13 protein-coding genes are annotated in these 14,819 nt (G+C 73.2%); 5 read left to right on the top strand and 8 right to left on the bottom strand.

The genetic code is table 11. From position 1 onward, the window contains the following. Window positions 1-25: 25 nt before the first annotated feature. Genes ACZ60W_RS21010 through ACZ60W_RS20990 form a run of 5 tightly spaced genes read right to left on the bottom strand, consistent with a single transcriptional unit; the run spans window position 26 to window position 6,241 of the window. The gene (locus ACZ60W_RS21010; protein WP_469756847.1) at window positions 26-1,510 is read right to left on the bottom strand and encodes an FAD-dependent monooxygenase; all 1,485 of its coding nucleotides are present in this window, start codon (window positions 1,508-1,510) and stop codon (window positions 26-28) included. 45 nt (window positions 1,511-1,555) lie between these two features. Continuing rightward, window positions 1,556-2,698, bottom strand: a complete 1,143-nt coding sequence (locus ACZ60W_RS21005; protein ID WP_469756846.1) for an FAD-dependent monooxygenase — start codon at window positions 2,696-2,698, stop codon at window positions 1,556-1,558. Beyond that, window positions 2,695-3,654: an aromatase/cyclase gene (locus ACZ60W_RS21000; protein WP_469756845.1), complete on the bottom strand. Its 960-nt coding sequence runs from the start codon at window positions 3,652-3,654 to the stop codon at window positions 2,695-2,697. The genes ACZ60W_RS21005 and ACZ60W_RS21000 overlap by 4 nt, the downstream gene beginning before the upstream one ends. Window positions 3,655-3,683: 29 nt before the next feature. Further along, window positions 3,684-5,159 carry an FAD-dependent monooxygenase gene (locus ACZ60W_RS20995; protein ID WP_469756844.1) on the bottom strand — a complete coding sequence of 492 codons (1,476 nt, stop codon included), beginning with the start codon at window positions 5,157-5,159 and terminating at the stop codon, window positions 3,684-3,686. A 53-nt stretch (window positions 5,160-5,212) separates the two neighbouring features. Then, entirely contained in the window at window positions 5,213-6,241 is a 1,029-nt protein-coding gene (locus tag ACZ60W_RS20990; RefSeq protein ID WP_469756843.1) for a methyltransferase, read from the bottom strand. A 219-nt stretch (window positions 6,242-6,460) separates the two neighbouring features. Here ACZ60W_RS20990 and fabG point away from each other — a divergent pair, with 219 nt between their 5' ends. Both fabG and ACZ60W_RS20980 read left to right on the top strand, forming a co-directional pair. Next, a complete protein-coding gene (gene fabG, locus ACZ60W_RS20985; RefSeq protein ID WP_469756842.1) occupies window positions 6,461-7,246 on the top strand; it encodes a 3-oxoacyl-ACP reductase FabG in 786 nt (261 codons plus the stop codon). A 41-nt stretch (window positions 7,247-7,287) separates the two neighbouring features. After that, on the top strand, window positions 7,288-7,905 hold the full coding sequence (locus tag ACZ60W_RS20980; protein WP_469756841.1) for a mycothiol-dependent nitroreductase Rv2466c family protein: 618 nt from the start codon (window positions 7,288-7,290) through the stop codon (window positions 7,903-7,905). Between the two features lie 20 nt (window positions 7,906-7,925). Here the strand turns inward: ACZ60W_RS20980 and ACZ60W_RS20975 are convergent, their stop codons facing one another. The 3 genes from ACZ60W_RS20975 to ACZ60W_RS20965 form a co-directional block, all read right to left on the bottom strand. Next, window positions 7,926-8,804, bottom strand: a complete 879-nt coding sequence (locus ACZ60W_RS20975; RefSeq protein WP_469756840.1) for an NmrA/HSCARG family protein — start codon at window positions 8,802-8,804, stop codon at window positions 7,926-7,928. 89 nt (window positions 8,805-8,893) lie between these two features. Beyond that, entirely contained in the window at window positions 8,894-9,163 is a 270-nt protein-coding gene (locus ACZ60W_RS20970; protein ID WP_017237251.1) for an acyl carrier protein, read from the bottom strand. A 49-nt stretch (window positions 9,164-9,212) separates the two neighbouring features. After that, a complete protein-coding gene (locus tag ACZ60W_RS20965; protein ID WP_469756839.1) occupies window positions 9,213-9,941 on the bottom strand; it encodes an SDR family oxidoreductase in 729 nt (242 codons plus the stop codon). 263 nt (window positions 9,942-10,204) lie between these two features. On the opposite strand from ACZ60W_RS20965, the gene ACZ60W_RS20960 reads away from it, so the two are divergent. From ACZ60W_RS20960 to hemG, 3 genes are all read left to right on the top strand, one after another. Next, complete coding sequence (locus ACZ60W_RS20960; protein WP_469756838.1) at window positions 10,205-11,704, top strand: FAD-dependent monooxygenase; 1,500 nt, start codon at window positions 10,205-10,207, stop codon at window positions 11,702-11,704. Window positions 11,705-11,733: 29 nt separating this feature from the next. Further along, entirely contained in the window at window positions 11,734-13,203 is a 1,470-nt protein-coding gene (locus ACZ60W_RS20955) for an FAD-dependent monooxygenase (RefSeq protein WP_469756837.1), read from the top strand. A gap of 134 nt (window positions 13,204-13,337) precedes the next feature. After that, window positions 13,338-14,819, top strand: coding sequence for a protoporphyrinogen oxidase (gene hemG, locus ACZ60W_RS20950; protein WP_469756836.1), 1,482 nt, complete (start codon window positions 13,338-13,340; stop codon window positions 14,817-14,819).

Raw genomic sequence — 14,819 nt, 5'->3', positions numbered from 1 at the left:
CGGGCGGGGCGCCGGGGTGGCTGTCCTAGAGGTCGTCGCCGGGGGCGCCGAACCAGCGGCCCAGGGCGTCGGTGAGGCCGGCGGCCCCGTCGGTGGCGATCCACGCGGTGTAGCCGTCGGGGCGGACGAGGACCGCGTCGACGCCGGCGAGGGCGCCCTCGGGGCGGACGGCCGCGGTGACGGTGTCGACCCGGTCGCGCCACGGCCCGGCCGCGGCGGTCACGGCGGCGTCGTCGCTCAGGTCGAACAGGACGGCGCGTCCGCCGTGCAAGGAGCGGTACGCGGTCGCCCCGCCCTCGGTGGCGTCGAGGGCGAAGTCCGGCAGGCGGCGGCCGAGCAGCGGGTGGTCGCCGGCGCCGGCGTCGTAGGTGATGTCGAGGCCGGTGACCATGCCGACGAGGTGCTTGCGCACGTCCTCGTAGGCGAGGAGCTCGGCGAAGACGGCCCGCATCGGGTCCATCTCGGGGCCGCCGAGGTACAGGCTCCGCTGGGTGAGGGTGTTGGCCAGGATGCGGGCCGCGACGGTGTGGCGCTCGGAGTGGTACGTGTCGAGCAGGCCCTCCGGGGCGGTGCCCTTGATCTCCGCGGCGAGCTTCCAGCCGAGGTTGACGGCGTCGCCGAGACCCGCGCTGATGCCCTGCGCGCCGATCGGCATGTGGGTGTGCGCCGCGTCGCCGGCGAGGAAGACCCGGCCCTTGCGGTACTGGGCGGCCTGGCGGCTGGAGTCGGTGAAGTAGCTGAGCCACACCGGCTTGCCGGTGCTGATGTCGTCGCCGGTGACCCGCTTGAAGGCGTCGGCGACCTGCGCGAAGGTCGGCGGCTCGGTGGTCGGGCGGACGCCCGCGCCGCGCTCGAAGACCACGACGCGCGTGGTGTTCGGGCCGACCGGGAGGACGACGACCATGCCCGCGTCGCCGAGCTCGCCGGTGGGGCGCAGCCGGACCTGGACGTCGGTGACGTCGGCCATGAGCATCTCGAGGGTGGCCTCGTGCCCGGGGAAGTCGATGCCCGCGAGCTTGCGGATCGCGCTGCGGCCGCCGTCGGCGCCGACGGCGTACCGGGCGCGCAGGGTGCGCGGGCCGTCCGGGGTGTCGGCGGTGACCTCGACGCCGTCGGCGCCCTCGGTCAGTCCGGTGACCTCCCAGCCGCGGCGGATGTCCGCGCCGAGGCCGGCCGACCACTTGGCGATGATGGCCTCGGTGAGGGCCTGCGGCACGCCGCGGACGCCGAAGTTGCCGCCGGGTATGACGGTGTAGTCGAGCGGCATGCCGCCGAAGTGGCCGAACGGGATGACGCCCATGTCGCCGAACGCGCCGAGCAGGCCGCGCTGGTCGAACTCCTCCATGGTGCGGGCCGAGAAGCCGAGTGCGCGCGACTGGCGCATCGGTTCGGTGAGCCGCTCCAGTACGACGGCCTCGATGCCCGCGAGGCGCAGCTCGCCCGCCAGCATCAGACCGGTGGGGCCCGCTCCCACGATGATCACGTCAGTGTCGAAGTCCTGCGCTGTCACTGTCTTTCCCTGCCTTCCATGCGTGTCCGTACTTCCCGTGTGTTGTCAGATCCGGTGGTCGAGGTTGGCGGCCCTCGCGGTCAGGTGGGCGCGGACCCGGTCGAGGCCGATCAGTTCGGAGAGCACCGTGCGCAGCGGCTCGATCCAGGGGCCGTCGAGCATCAGCTGCTCCTGGGCCGCGACGTGCCGGAGCACCCGTGCGCCGACGGGGTGCCGGGTGTCGTGGTAGCCGTCGAGGAGCCCGGGCGCGGCGCCGTCGCGCACGGCCCCGGCGAGCCGGGGTCCCAGGTCGGCGGCGTCCTGGAGCCCGGTGTTGAGGGCCTGGCCGCCGACGGGCGGGTGCCAGTGGGCGGCGTCGCCGGCGAGCAGGACGCGTCCCCGGCGGTAGGCGTCGGCCTGGCCCATGGCGTTGTCGAAGGCGTCGAGCCAGACGGGGGTGCCGCCGGAGAGGTCCTCTCCGGTCACCCGCCGCCAGGCGTGGACGACCTCGTCGTAGGAGGGCGGTCCGGAGCGCGCGGCGGGCTCCGGGCCGAAGGCGTGCACCATGATCCGGGTGACTCCGTCCCGGGTCATGGCGACAGCGAAGCCGCCGGGGAGCCGTTCGAACCGGCGGTCGCGGACCGTGAGGCCCGTGACGTCGGCCCGGAGCAGTTCCCTGGTCGCCGGCGTGGCGGTGACGGGGATGCCGGCGAGGCGGCGGACGGTGCTGGTGGCGCCGTCGCAGCCCACCACGTACGCGGCGCGGAGGGTCAGGGGCCCGTCGGGTCCCCGGACCGCGCAGCGGACGTGGTCGTGCTCCTCGGTGAGCGCGGTGAGTTCGTGGGCGCGGAGCACGGTGGCTCCGAGCTCCGCGGCGCGTGCGCCGAGGGCGGCCTCGGTGCGGTACTGGGGCACCTTCCAGTTGCCCCCGTAGGCGCTGTCGACCTCGGTGAGGGGGAAGCCGAGGCCGCCGAAGTGGGTGCGCGGTTCGTGCGCGGCCTCGGCGAGGAGCGCGTCGAGGCCGTGCTCGTGGAGGATCTCCGCGGTGCGCGTGCTGAGCTGGCTCGCCCGGGACTCGGTCATGGGGCTCGCCAGCCGCTCGACGACCACGGTGTCGACCCGGGCCCGCCTCAGCTCGCACGCCAGCAGGAGCCCGACGGGGCCCGCGCCGACGACGACGACCCGCGCGTCCGCCCGGGGCGGTCTCACTGCGCCGTGCGCCCGCCGCCGACGCCCTCGGCGTACGCCTTGGCGAGCCGGAGGGTGGCGAGGCTGTTGCCGCTCAGCGCGGTCTGGACGTACTCCCGCGCGGTCTGGACGGTGACGCCCTCGCCGAGGACGTCGGCGATGGTGGCGGTGTTGATCCGCACGGTGTGGCGGGAGGTGACGGTGACTCCGCCGCCGGGCCGGTCCTCGATGAGCCAGCGGCCGGTGTGCAGGGTCATCAGCGCGGGCAGGACGATCTGCTTGTACACGATGGTCGTCGCGGCCTTGCAGACGCGGACGGACTTGGTGGTGTGGGTCGAGCCGTCCTTGGTGCGGGTGTCCATCTCCAGGATCTGGAGGCCGGGCTCGTCCTCGTCGAGGGTGACCCGGGCGACGTGCGGGAGCCGCTCGCGCCAGAACTGGGCGTCGTTGAGGAACTCGTAGACGTCCTTGCCGCTGCCCTCGACGGTGACGGTGTCGTCGAAGACGAGGAGGTCGTCGGGGCCGGCGGCCTCGGCGCTCGTCTTGAGGGCCTGGAGCTCCGAGGCGCTGTTGCGGTCGACGGCCTGGCTGATCCAGTCGAGGTCGGCCGGGTCGTCGGTCGCGGCGCGGAAGTCGTGCAGCAGGCGCACCCGGCAGGAGTCGTCGGAGACGGGCTCCACGATCCAGGCGCCGCCCATGCCGCCGACGGGGTGCTGCGAGCGCTCCTGGCGGAACGTCACGCTCTTGTTCGCCGCGTCGTGGACGCGGCGGGAGGTCCAGGTCTTGGCGGTGCCGTTGGCGGTCGCCCAGAGCCGGATCAGCTCCTCGTCGCCGTCCCTCTCGACGACCTCGGCGTGCACGGTCGGGGGGAAGGTCTCCGGCCACCTGGTGACGTCCGCGATCAGTGCGTACACCAGTTCGGCGGGGGCGGAGACGGTGATCTCGTGTTCCGTTTCACGTACCGCGTTCTCGGTCACGTTTCTTCTCCTCTCGGTAGACGGGGCCTCTAGCGGGCGTCGCCGAACCAGCGGCGCAGCGCGGCCTCGAGACCGCCCCCGTCCGGTGCGGTCCAGGCGATGTAGCCGTCGGGGCGGACGAGCACCGACGCGGTCGGGGCGCCGCCCTCCTCGGGTCCTGCGGGAAAGCGCTTCACCCGGACCACGTCGACGCGGTCGGACCAGCCGGCGGCGGTCTTCTCCTCCGTGCCGCCGGCGTCGGCGGTGATGAGGACGCCGCGGGCGGCGTGCAGCAGCCGGGCGGTCCGGTCCCGGCCTCCGTCGGCGAGCTCCAGCTCGCGGTCGGCGAGACGGGTGCCGAGCAGCGGGTGCCCCGCGTGGTCCCCCGCGCCGGTGGCGTACCGGATGTCGAAGCCGCTGACCATGCCGGACAGGTGGCGGGCCACCGGCCGGAGGGCGATGAGCTCGGCCATCACGGCGCGCATCGGCTCGACCGACTTGCCGGTGAGGTTGAGCGTGCCCTGGGCCAGGGTGTTGCGCAGGAGCCGGACCCCCACCGGGTGGCGTTCGGCGTGGTAGGTGTCGAGCAGGCCCTCCGGGGCGGTGCCCCGGACGGTCGCGGCGAGCTTCCAGCCGAGGTTGAAGGCGTCCTGCACGCCGACGCTCAGCCCCTGCCCGCCGGCGGGCAGGTGGATGTGGGCGGCGTCGCCGGCCAGCAGCACCCGGCCGCGCCGGTACTCGGTGGCCTGGCGGGTGGCGTCGGTGAAGGCGCTGACCCAGCGGGTCTCGCCGTGGTGGATGGAGTCGCCGGTCAGCCGCTGCCAGGCGTCCGCGACCTGGGGGAAGGTGACCTCGCGGCCGCGGTCGGGCGACGCGCCGTTCTCGCAGACGATGATGCGGGTGAAGCCCTCTTCGAGCGGCGCGGCCATCACCATGCCGTTGGGGCGGAGTTCGCCGATCATGCGCGGCTTGATGTCGCAGCCGCGGACGTCGGCGAGATACATCTCGCGGGTGGCGTCGGAGCCGGCGAACTCGAAGCCCGCCTGGCGCCGGACGGTGCTGCGTCCGCCGTCGCAGCCCACCAGGTAGCGGGCGGAGTGCTCCTCGAAGCCCTCCGGCCCGCGCACGGTGACGGTGACGCCGTCCTCGTCCTCGGTGAAGCCGGTGAACTCGTAGCCCCGGCGCAGGTCGGCGCCGAGTTCGAGGGCCCGGTTCTCCAGCATCTCCTCGATCTTGTACTGGGGTGCGCCGCGCACGCCGAAGTGCGAGCCTTCGAGCACCCCGTAGTCGATGGGGAGGCCGCCGAAGTGGCCCTGCCGGGTGACCTCGATGTTCTCCAGGCGTTCGAGGATCCCGCGCTGGTGGAACATCTCGGTGGCGCGCGCGGTGAAGCCGATGCCGCGCGACTCCCAGCTCCGCTCCCCCCGCTGCTCGAAGACGACGACGTCGGCGCCGCCGAGGCGGAGTTCGGCCGCGAGCGTCAGCCCCGCGGGACCCGCGCCGATCACTATGACATCGGTTTCCATGGTTTCCTGTCCTGAGCCTCGACCCTGCGATGGGGGACCGGTGGCGCGCGGAATCAGACCGCGATCGCCTCGATGACGGAGATCGGCGCGCTGGTGGGGACGGCGCGCGTGACCTGGAAGCCGGCCTTGGCGAACAGCTCGGTGTACTCGGCGAGCGTGCGGTCCTGGGCGCCGAGCATCAGCATCAGCCAGAGGTCGATGGTGTGACCGAGGTGGTTCTCGTTGTTCTCGGGGAGCACGTACTCGATGACGAGCAGCTTGCCGCCGGGGGCGATCGCCTCGCGCGCGTTGCGCAGGGCGGTCACGGCGTCCTCCTCGGAGAAGTCGTGGATGATGTGCTTGAAGACGTAGGCGTCGGCGCCCGCCGGCAGCTTGTCGAGGTAGCCGCCGTGCTCGATGGTGTAGCGGTCGGCGACGCCGGCCTCCTCGAAGAGCGACTGCGAGTCGACGGTGGCGACCTCGGAGTCGTACAGCACGCCCTTGACGTCGGGCGCCTGCTGGAGGATGCCCGCGAGCAGGTTGCCGCGGCCGGCGATGACGTCGACGACGGTGGAGAACTGGGTGAAGTCGTAGGCCTCCAGGATCGGGCCGGTCTCCGAGAGGGAGAGGCCGCCGAAGGCCTGGAAGAAGACGTTCGCGTACTCGGGCGTGGCATGGAAGAAGTCGAGCGCGCCCATGCCGCGCAGCTTCGGAAGGTTGGGCTCGCCGGTCTCGACGGTGGCCGCGAGGTGGCCCCACTCCTCGTGCAGGATCGGGTGGCTCATCAGCACGGCGAAGCCGCGCATCGAGTCCGGGACGTCCTCGCGCAGCTTGTCGGAGAGCGGGGTGTTCTCGTAGGTGCCGTCGGGGCGGACGGCGAAGACGCCGTGGCCGGCGAGCGCGCGCAGGACACGGTGGGTCGCCTTGGCGTCGGAGCCGACGCGCCCGGCGATGTCCCCGGCGGACAGCGGTCCGTCGGCGAGGACGTCCGCGACACCGAGCTTGGCCGCGACGGAAAGGGCCTGGGTAATGACGGCGCCCTGGATCAGGTTGAGCAGGGCATACGCGTCGGACTGGTCGCGGACCTCGGTCTTTTCGGACATGACTTTCCTTCCGGAGCACCTTTTTCGTGGATTTCCCGACGATAGGTCGGCGCTTCTCGGAGCCGCAACCAGACACTTTTGAATTTGTTGACTTGAACGTTCAACCGGAGAATTCGGGCGGTTGAACGGAGGTCACCTCCACCGCTCCTCGACCGGGATTCCGGGCCTGCTTGCCAGATTGACACGGCCCCACATACACCCCGAGAAGGAGCAGGCGGAATGGCCGACAACGGACAGCAGGTAGCGCTGATCACCGGCGGGACGAGCGGCATCGGCCTCGCCATCGCCGAGAACCTCGCGAGCCAGGGGCACAAGGTCTTCCTCTGCGCGCGCAACCCCGAGAACGTCCAGGAGACGGTCGCCAAGCTGCGCGCCGACGGCCACGACGCCGACGGCCTGGCCGCCGACGTCCGCAAGCCGGCCGACGTCGACCGGCTCGTCGACGAGGTCGTCGGGCGCTACGGCCGGATCGACATCCTGGTCAACAACGCCGGCCGCAGCGGCGGCGGCGCGACCGCGGACATCGCGGACGAGCTCTGGTACGACGTCATAGACACCAACCTGAACAGCGTCTTCCTGATGACCCGCGCGGTCCTCAAGAAGGGCGACCCGGTCGGGCGCGGCTGGGGTCGCATCATCAACATCGCCTCCACGGGTGGCAAGCAGGGTGTGGTGCTGGGCGCCCCCTACTCGGCGTCCAAGCACGGTGTCATCGGTTTCACCAAGGCGCTCGGCCTGGAGCTCGCGAAGACCGGTGTCACGGTCAACGCCGTCTGCCCCGGCTACGTCGAGACGCCGATGGCGCAGCGCGTCCGCCAGGGCTACGCCGCGCACTTCGAGACCTCCGAGGCGGAGATCCTGGAGCGCTTCGAGGCGAAGATCCCGCTGGGCCGCTACTCCACCGCCGAGGAGGTGGCCGGCCTCGTCTCCTACCTCGTCTCCGACGCGGCGGCCCCCGTCACCGCGCAGGCGATGAACGTCTGCGGCGGCCTCGGCAACTACTGACCGAGCCGACGGACACGAGACAGGACACCGAGGAGCCGACGTTGCCGCACTCCACCCCGACCCCGGTCGACTTCTGGTTCGACCCGACCTGCCCCTGGGCGTGGCTGACCTCGCGCTGGATCCACGAGGTCGCACGGCACCGGCCCCTCGACGTCCGCTGGCACATCATGAGCCTGACGGTGCTCAACGAGGGGCGTCCGGACCTGCCCGAGCGCTGGCACCGGGACCTGGCCCTGCGCATGGAGCCGGTCCGGGTCCTGGCCGCCGCCGAGAAGGAGTACGGCCCCGAGGTCCTCGGCCGGCTCTACACCGAACTCGGCACCCGCTTCCACCTCGCGAAGGCGCCCAAGGAGCGGGCCACCTACGCGGCGGCGCTGACCGCCGCCGGCCTGGACCCGGCCCTCGCCGAGGCGGCCGGGTCCGACGCGTACGACGCCGTGGTGCGGGCCTCGCACCAGGACGGCATCGGACGCGTCGGCACCGATGTGGGCACCCCCGTCGTCGCCGTGGGGGACGTGGCGTTCTTCGGCCCCGTCGTGACCCCGACGCCGCGCGGCGAGGCCGCCGTGCGGCTCTGGGACGGTGTCCTGGCGGTGGCCGGGACCGACGGGTTCTTCGAGCTCAAGCGCACCCGTACCCGCGATCCGATCTTCTCCTGAGGGCTCCGCGCACCATGTCGTCAGCGTCGCGCCTCCACCGCGGGGGCGGTCCAGTTCTCGCTCAGCCATGCCTCCAGGGAGACCAGGTGGGGCCTGATGCGGCGGAGTTCGGGCAGGTCGGCGTGGTATCCGTCGCGCTCGAACCAGTCGAACATGTTCGCCAGGTCCTCGCGGTTGGCGCGCAGCGGCTCGATGGGCAGCTGCTGGTAGCGGGTGGGGACCCCGGACGCGGCCTCGAACGCGGCGGCCATCTGCGGTCCGGTGAGGTCGTCGCCGGCGATCTCGACGACCTTGCCGATCCACTCCCCGGGGTTCAGGAAGGCCTCCGCGGCGAACACCCCGATGTCGCTGGTCGCGATGAGCTGCACGGAGGTCTCCGGGTCCAGCCACATGGACAGGACCAGCTCGCCGGCGACCGGCCGCGGGGCGATGTCGAGGAGGATGTCGTGGAACATGACGGGCCGCAGCACCGTCGTCGGCAGGTCGAGCGTGCGCAGGTACTCCTCGACCTCCAGCTTGCTCTCGAAGTGCGGGACCCGGGTGTCCCGGTCGGCGCCGCCGACCGAGCTGTAGACGAAGTGCCGCACGCCGGCCTCGACCGCCGCGTCGGCCACCGCCCTGCCCTGGCGCACCTCCGCCTCGCACCCGCCGGGGCCGCGGAAGGTCTGGACGCTGAACACCCCGTCGACGTCCTTCATCGCCGCCCGCAGGGACGCCGGGTCGTCCAGGTCGCCGCGGACGAGGACCGCTCCCGCCTCCTCCAGGGACCGCGCCTCCGCCTTGCCCGGGTCGCGGACCAGGGCGTGCACGGTGCGGCCGCGGCCCAGCAGCTCGCGGGCCACCGCCCCGCCCTGCCGGCCGGTACCGCCGAGCACCAGGATCGTTCCTTCAACCGCCACTGTCTTCCTCCGTGTGTGTCGCCCGCCGGGCCCCCGCCCGGCGTGACGTTCCGATGTGGTGGCCGCGAACGGCCGCGATCCCCGCGGGATCAGGCCGCCGACATGACCTTCAGCTGGAGCAGCGAGTTCACGAACTCGACGAGCTCCCCGGCGGTGTTGATGAGGCCGATCTCGTCCTCGTTGAGCTCGATGCCGAAGTCCCGCTCGATCCGGCTGTACGTCTCCAGGAGCGCGAGGGAGTCGTACCCGAGCTCGTCGAAGGGGCTGTCGGGCGCCTGGTCGAGCGGCAGCGCGTCCTCGGCCTCGCCGGCGCACTGGCGCATGATGGTCTGGAGGTCGCCGATCGTTATCTGCAGCACAGCCGTTCCTCTTTCTCTGTGGGTGACTCTCGGTCGGAGCCGTACCGCGCTACCACGGCACGGTTCCGTCGTCCGCCAGGCAGGCGCCCGACGGGCCGGCCTCGTCGAGCAGGGCGAGCCGGACGGCGATCCCCGCGCCCTCGGCGGGCGTGCGGTGACCGCGGTGGTGGTTGATGTCCGTCGCCACCACTCCGGGGAGGGCGGCGTTGACCTTGATCGACGTCCCGCGCAGCGCCTTGGCGTACGCGACCGTCAGCGCGTTGAGCGCGGTCTTCGAGGACTGGTAGGCGATCATGTCGAGGCCCGCGAGCGGCGAGCCCGGATCCGAGTTCAGGGTCAGCGACCCCACGTGGCTGGACAGGTTGACGACACGGCCGGCCGGGGAGCGGCGCAGCAGCGGCAGCAGCGCGCGGGTCACGGTGACCACGCCGAAGACGTTGGTCTCGTAGACCTCCCGCAGGTCGTCCGCGGTCGCCTCGTCGGCGGTGCCGTGGAAGCCGCCCGCGACCCCGGCGTTGTTGACCAGGATGTCGAGGCGTCCGTACCGCCGCTCGATCTCGGCGGCGGCACCGGCCACGGAGGCCGGGTCCGTGACGTCGAGGAGCAGCGGCACCGCGGTGACGCCGTCGGCGACGAGCGCGTCGGCGGCCTGCTTGCCGCGCCCCTCGTCCCGGGCGCCGACGAGCACGGTGACGCCCCGCTCGCCGAGCTGCCGCGCGACGGCGAGCCCGATGCCCTTGTTGGCGCCCGTGATGAGCGCGATCTTCCCGTCCGGCACGTCATTTCCTTTCATGAGGGGCGTTCCACGTGAGGCGCGCCGAATTGCTCATGCATCGAAGTTAGTAAGAGGCAAAAGCCGGGAGCACCTCCGACATTGCCATTCGAGTTCGGCGTTCAAGTGTTCAACAGCGGCGTTCAAGCACGCCTATTCCGCGCTTGAACGCCCTGTCCGTGCGCCCGCATTCCATTCATTGCAGTCGAACACGGCGCTGAGTAGCTTCACCCTGGCCAACCATTGCCACAGCGCAGAGGGACCTAATGATGAAAACTGCTGACGTCATCGTGGTGGGTGCCGGGCCGGTCGGCCTGTTCCTCGCCGGCGAGCTCCGGCTGGGCGGTGTGGACGTCGTCGTCTACGACAGGCTGCCCGCGCCGAGCGGGGAGTCCCGTGCCCTCGGGTTCAACCGGCGGGCCGCCGAGACCCTCGGCGCGCGCGGCGTGCTCGACCGGCTCGGCGCGTTCCGCTGGGGCCCGATGGGGCACTTCGGCGGCGTCCGCTTCGACCTCGGCATGCTCGACGAGGACCACAGCGGTGTCCTCGGGCTGTCGCAGGCCACGACCGAGGAGGCGCTGGCCGGCCGGCTGGCCGAGCTCGGCGTCCCGGTGCTCCGCGGCCGTGAGGTGACCGGGCTCCGCGAGACCCCCGAGGGCGTCGTCGTGGCGTACGACGGTCCCGACGGCCCCGCCGAGGAGACCGCCGCCTACGTGGTCGGCTGCGACGGCGCGGACAGCACCGTCCGGACCCTCGCGGGCATCGCGGCGCCCGGCTGGGAGGCGACCCGCGGCATGTACACCGCGGAGATCACCGGCATCGCGCTGCGGCCCCGTCCCATCGGCGAGCGGCTGCCCGGCGGCTGCATGGTGGTGTGCACCCCGGTGGGCCCCGGCCGGCTCCGCATCGTCGTCCACGACCCCTCACTGCCCGCCCGCCCCGTGCCGGGCGCGCTGACCTTCGCCGAGGTCGCCGCCGCCTGGCTGCGGCTGACCGGCGAGTCCCTCGACGGCGCCGAGCCGCAGTGGGTGTGGGCCACCGGCAACTCCTCCGCGCTGGCGGAGGAGTTCCGGCGCGGCCGGGTGCTGCTCGCGGGCGACGCGGCGCACGAGATCCCGCCGCTGGCCGCCTGGGGGCTCAGCGCCGGCCTGCAGGACGCCGCGAACCTCGGCTGGAAGCTGGCGGCGACGGTGCAGGGCTGGGCGCCCGAGGGCCTCCTGGACACCTACCACGCCGAACGCCACCCGGTGGGCGCGGAGTTGCTCCGCAACGCGCGGGCCGCGCAGAAGGTCTACCTCGGCGACGACGCCATGGACCCGATCCGCGAGGTCATGGGCGAACTGCTGGCCCACAAGGACGCGGCGGAGCAGGCGGCCGGCATCGTGAGCGGCCTCGGCATCCGCTACGCCTTCGGCGAGGGCGCGCACCCGCTGCTCGGCCTGCGGATGCCGCCGCACCGCGAACTCGCCCTGCCGGACGGCACCGTGGCCCGGATCGGCGACCTCCTGCGCTCCGGCCGCGGGCTGCTCGTCACCACGGGCGACGGCCCGGAGGCGGCGCTCGCCGAGGGGCTCGGCGACCGCGTCGACGTCGTCGCCGGCACCTGGGTCGCCGAGCCCGGCGCCGCCCCCGCCCCCGCGCTCGACGCGGTCCTCGTCCGCCCCGACGGCTACGTCGCCTGGACCTCCCCCGGTGGCGCCGGGGGCCTCGCCGAGGCCCTCGGGCGCTGGTTCGGCACCGCCCGCGTCCCCCAGCCCGCCGGCCGCTGACCGGCCCTCTCGACCGAAGGAGCGTACGTATGCCCAGGGATGCAGCCCGGGATGTCATCGTCGTCGGAGCCGGCCCCGTCGGGCTGATGCTGGCGGGCGAACTCCGCCTCGGCGGCGCCGACGTCGTGGTCTACGAGCGGCTGCTCGCCCCGGCGCGCGAGTCGCGCGGCGCGAGCTTCACCAAGCGCACCGCCGAGTGTTTCGACCAGCGGGGCCTGCTGGACCGGCTCGGCGCGACGGAGCCCGCCGACGCCCACTTCGGCGGGGTCCCGATCGACCTCTCCGCACTGGACGAGGACCACTACGGGCACCGGGGGATATCCCAGTTCCGCACCGAGCGGATGCTGGAGGAGTGGGTCACCGAGCTCGGTGTGCCGATCCTGCGGGGCTACGAGGTGACCGGCTTCGAGGAGACCGCCGACGGCGTCGAGGTGGCCCTGCGGGGGCCCGCGGGCGACGCCACGGCCGGCGCCCGCTACCTGGTCGGCTGCGACGGCGGGCGGAGCTCCGTCCGCAAGCTGGCCGGCATCGACTTCCCCGGCACGCCCGGCGGACGGGGCTTCCTCACCGCCGACGTCACCGGCATCGAGACCCGCAAGCGGCGCATCGGCGAGAACCTGCCCGGCGGCAGCATGATCATGGCGATGGACCTGGAGAACGGCGTCACCCGCGTCGTCGTCCACGAGGCCGGGACGGCCCCGCGCGACCGCGACTCCCTGACCTTCACCGACCTCGCCGACGCCTGGCAGCGGCTCACCGGCGAGTCCCTGCACCACGGCGAGTGCCGCTGGATCAGCTGCTTCACCGACGCCTCGCGGGCCGCCGCCGCGTACCGGCGCGGCCGGGTACTCCTGGCCGGCGACTCCGCGCACGTCCAGCCCCCGGCCATGGCCCAGGGCCTCAGCGTCGGCGTGCAGGACGCGGTCAACCTCGGCTGGAAGCTGGCCGCGACGGTCACCGGCCGGGCGCCCGAGGGGCTGCTCGACACCTACCACGCCGAGCGCCACCCCATCGGCGAACAGCTGGCCCGCAACGCGCGGGCGGCGATCGAACTGCGGCTCACCGGCGAGGACATGGACCCGGTCCGCTCGCTGATGACCGAGCTGGTCTCCCACCCGGACGCCGCCGGACACCTGGCCGGGATGCTGAGCAACCTCGGCGTCCGCTACGACCTGGGCAAGGGCGACCACCCGCTGCTCGGCCTGCGGATGCCGCCGGGCCGGGAGATCGACCTGCCCGACGGGACCCGCACCCGCGTGGCCGACCTGCTGCGCGGCGGGCGCGGTCTGCTCGTCACCACGGACGGGACGCCCGTGCCCGCCGCCGAGGGCCTGGCAGGCCGGGTCGACGTCGTCACCGGCACCTGGGCCGTCGCGCCGGAGCCGGCGCTCGACGCGGTCCTGGTCCGCCCCGACGGTCACGTCGCCTGGACCTCCCCCGGCAGCGTCGACGACCTCGCCGCCGCCCTCACCCGCTGGTTCGGGACCGGGACGGTCTGACCCCCGGTCCAGCCGCACTCGACCGGGGTTCCAAGGCGCCCGGTCAGACTGCCGAAGCCCGTCCCGCGCCGCCCCCTCGGCGCGGGGCCGGGCCCTACGACACCGTATGCAGCATTCATCAAGGAGCTGGTGGAATGGCCGGGAGCGAACGGGATCAGGCGAGCGTCAAGCCTCATGTGGTCATCGTCGGAGGTGGTATCGCGGGACTGGCTGCTGCGTTCTATCTGCGCAACGAGCCGGTCCGCGTGACGCTCCTGGAGGGATCGTCACGCATCGGTGGCAAGCTCTCCGTCTCCGAGGTTGCGGGCGTCGCGGTCGACGAGGGCGCCGAGTCGCTCTACGCCAACCGCCGCAAGACCACCGGACTGATCAAGGACGCCGGCCTCGGCGACCGGATCATGTCCGCGGGCGTCACGGCCTCGGCGATCCTCACCAAGGACGGGATACGGCACCAGCCGGACCGTCAGTTCATGGGCGTGCCGTGCGACATGGACGACCTCGCCCGGTCCGGCGTGCTGTCCGCCGCCGGGCTCGACCGGGCGCGCCAGGACCTGGCGCTGCCCTCCTTCGACCGCGAGGGGGACGTCTCCGTCGCGTCCTTCGTCGGCGGGCGCCTCGGCCAGGAGGTCGTGGACCGCCTCGTCGACCCGTTCCTCGCGGGGGTGTTCTCCGGCCGCGCCGAGGACCTGTCGTTCGAGGCGACGCTGAGCCCGCTGGCGATGGCCGCCCGCAACCACGTGTCCCTCGCGGACGCGGCGGGCTCGCTGACGCCGGTCCTGGCGGAGGGCGAGAAGCCGCCGCCGGTGAGCGTCGCCACCCTGGAGGGCGGCTTCGGTTCGCTGCCCCCCACCCTCGTGCGGGAGGTGCTGGCCGCGGCGCCGGACGCCTCGCTGCGGACCGGGGCCTCGGTGCGGGAGCTGACGCGGACCGCCGACGGCTGGCGGCTCGTCGTGGGCTCGGCCGGCGAGGCCGAGGCGATCGACGCGGACGCCGTCGTCGTCGCCGTGCCGGCCGGTCCCGCGGGCCGGCTGCTCGCGCAGGTCCCCGGGGCCTCCGTGGCGGCCTCGGCGCTCTCCGAGGTGCCGTACGCGAGCGTCGCGACCGTCACCCTCGCCTACCCGCGTTCGGCGTTCCCCGGCGGGGGCCTCTCGGGCCGCGGCTACGCCGCCTACCGGGTGCCCGCGGTGGAGGGGAAGCTCGTCAAGGAGGTCACCTTCACCACCGTGAAGTGGCCGCACCTGGCCGGCGAGGTGGAGATCGTCCGCTGTGCCCTGGGACGGTTCGGCGAGGAGCACATGCTGCGCCGCGAGGACGCCGACCTGGTCGCGGTGGCGGCGGCCGAGCTGGCCGAGGCCATCGGCGTGACCGGGGTGCCGGTGGCGAGCCGGGTGGTCCGCTGGGACGACGCCCTGCCGCAGTACACGGTCGGACACCTGGAGCGGGTCCAGCGCATCCGCGACTCCGTGGCGACCCAGCCGGGTCTCGCGGTCTGCGGCGCCCTGTACGACGGCGTCGGCGTCGGCGTCTGCATGGCCAGCGCCCGCAAGGCCGCCGACCAGGTCCTCTCCTTCCTGAAGAAGGAGGCCGCCGCCCGCTCCGTCGCGGTCGGCGTCTGA

The sequence above is a fragment of the Streptomyces sp. NPDC104202 genome (genome assembly GCF_055584185.1).
Note: the sequence above shows the minus strand (reverse complement) of the source record. Positions and strands in the feature narration are given on the sequence as shown.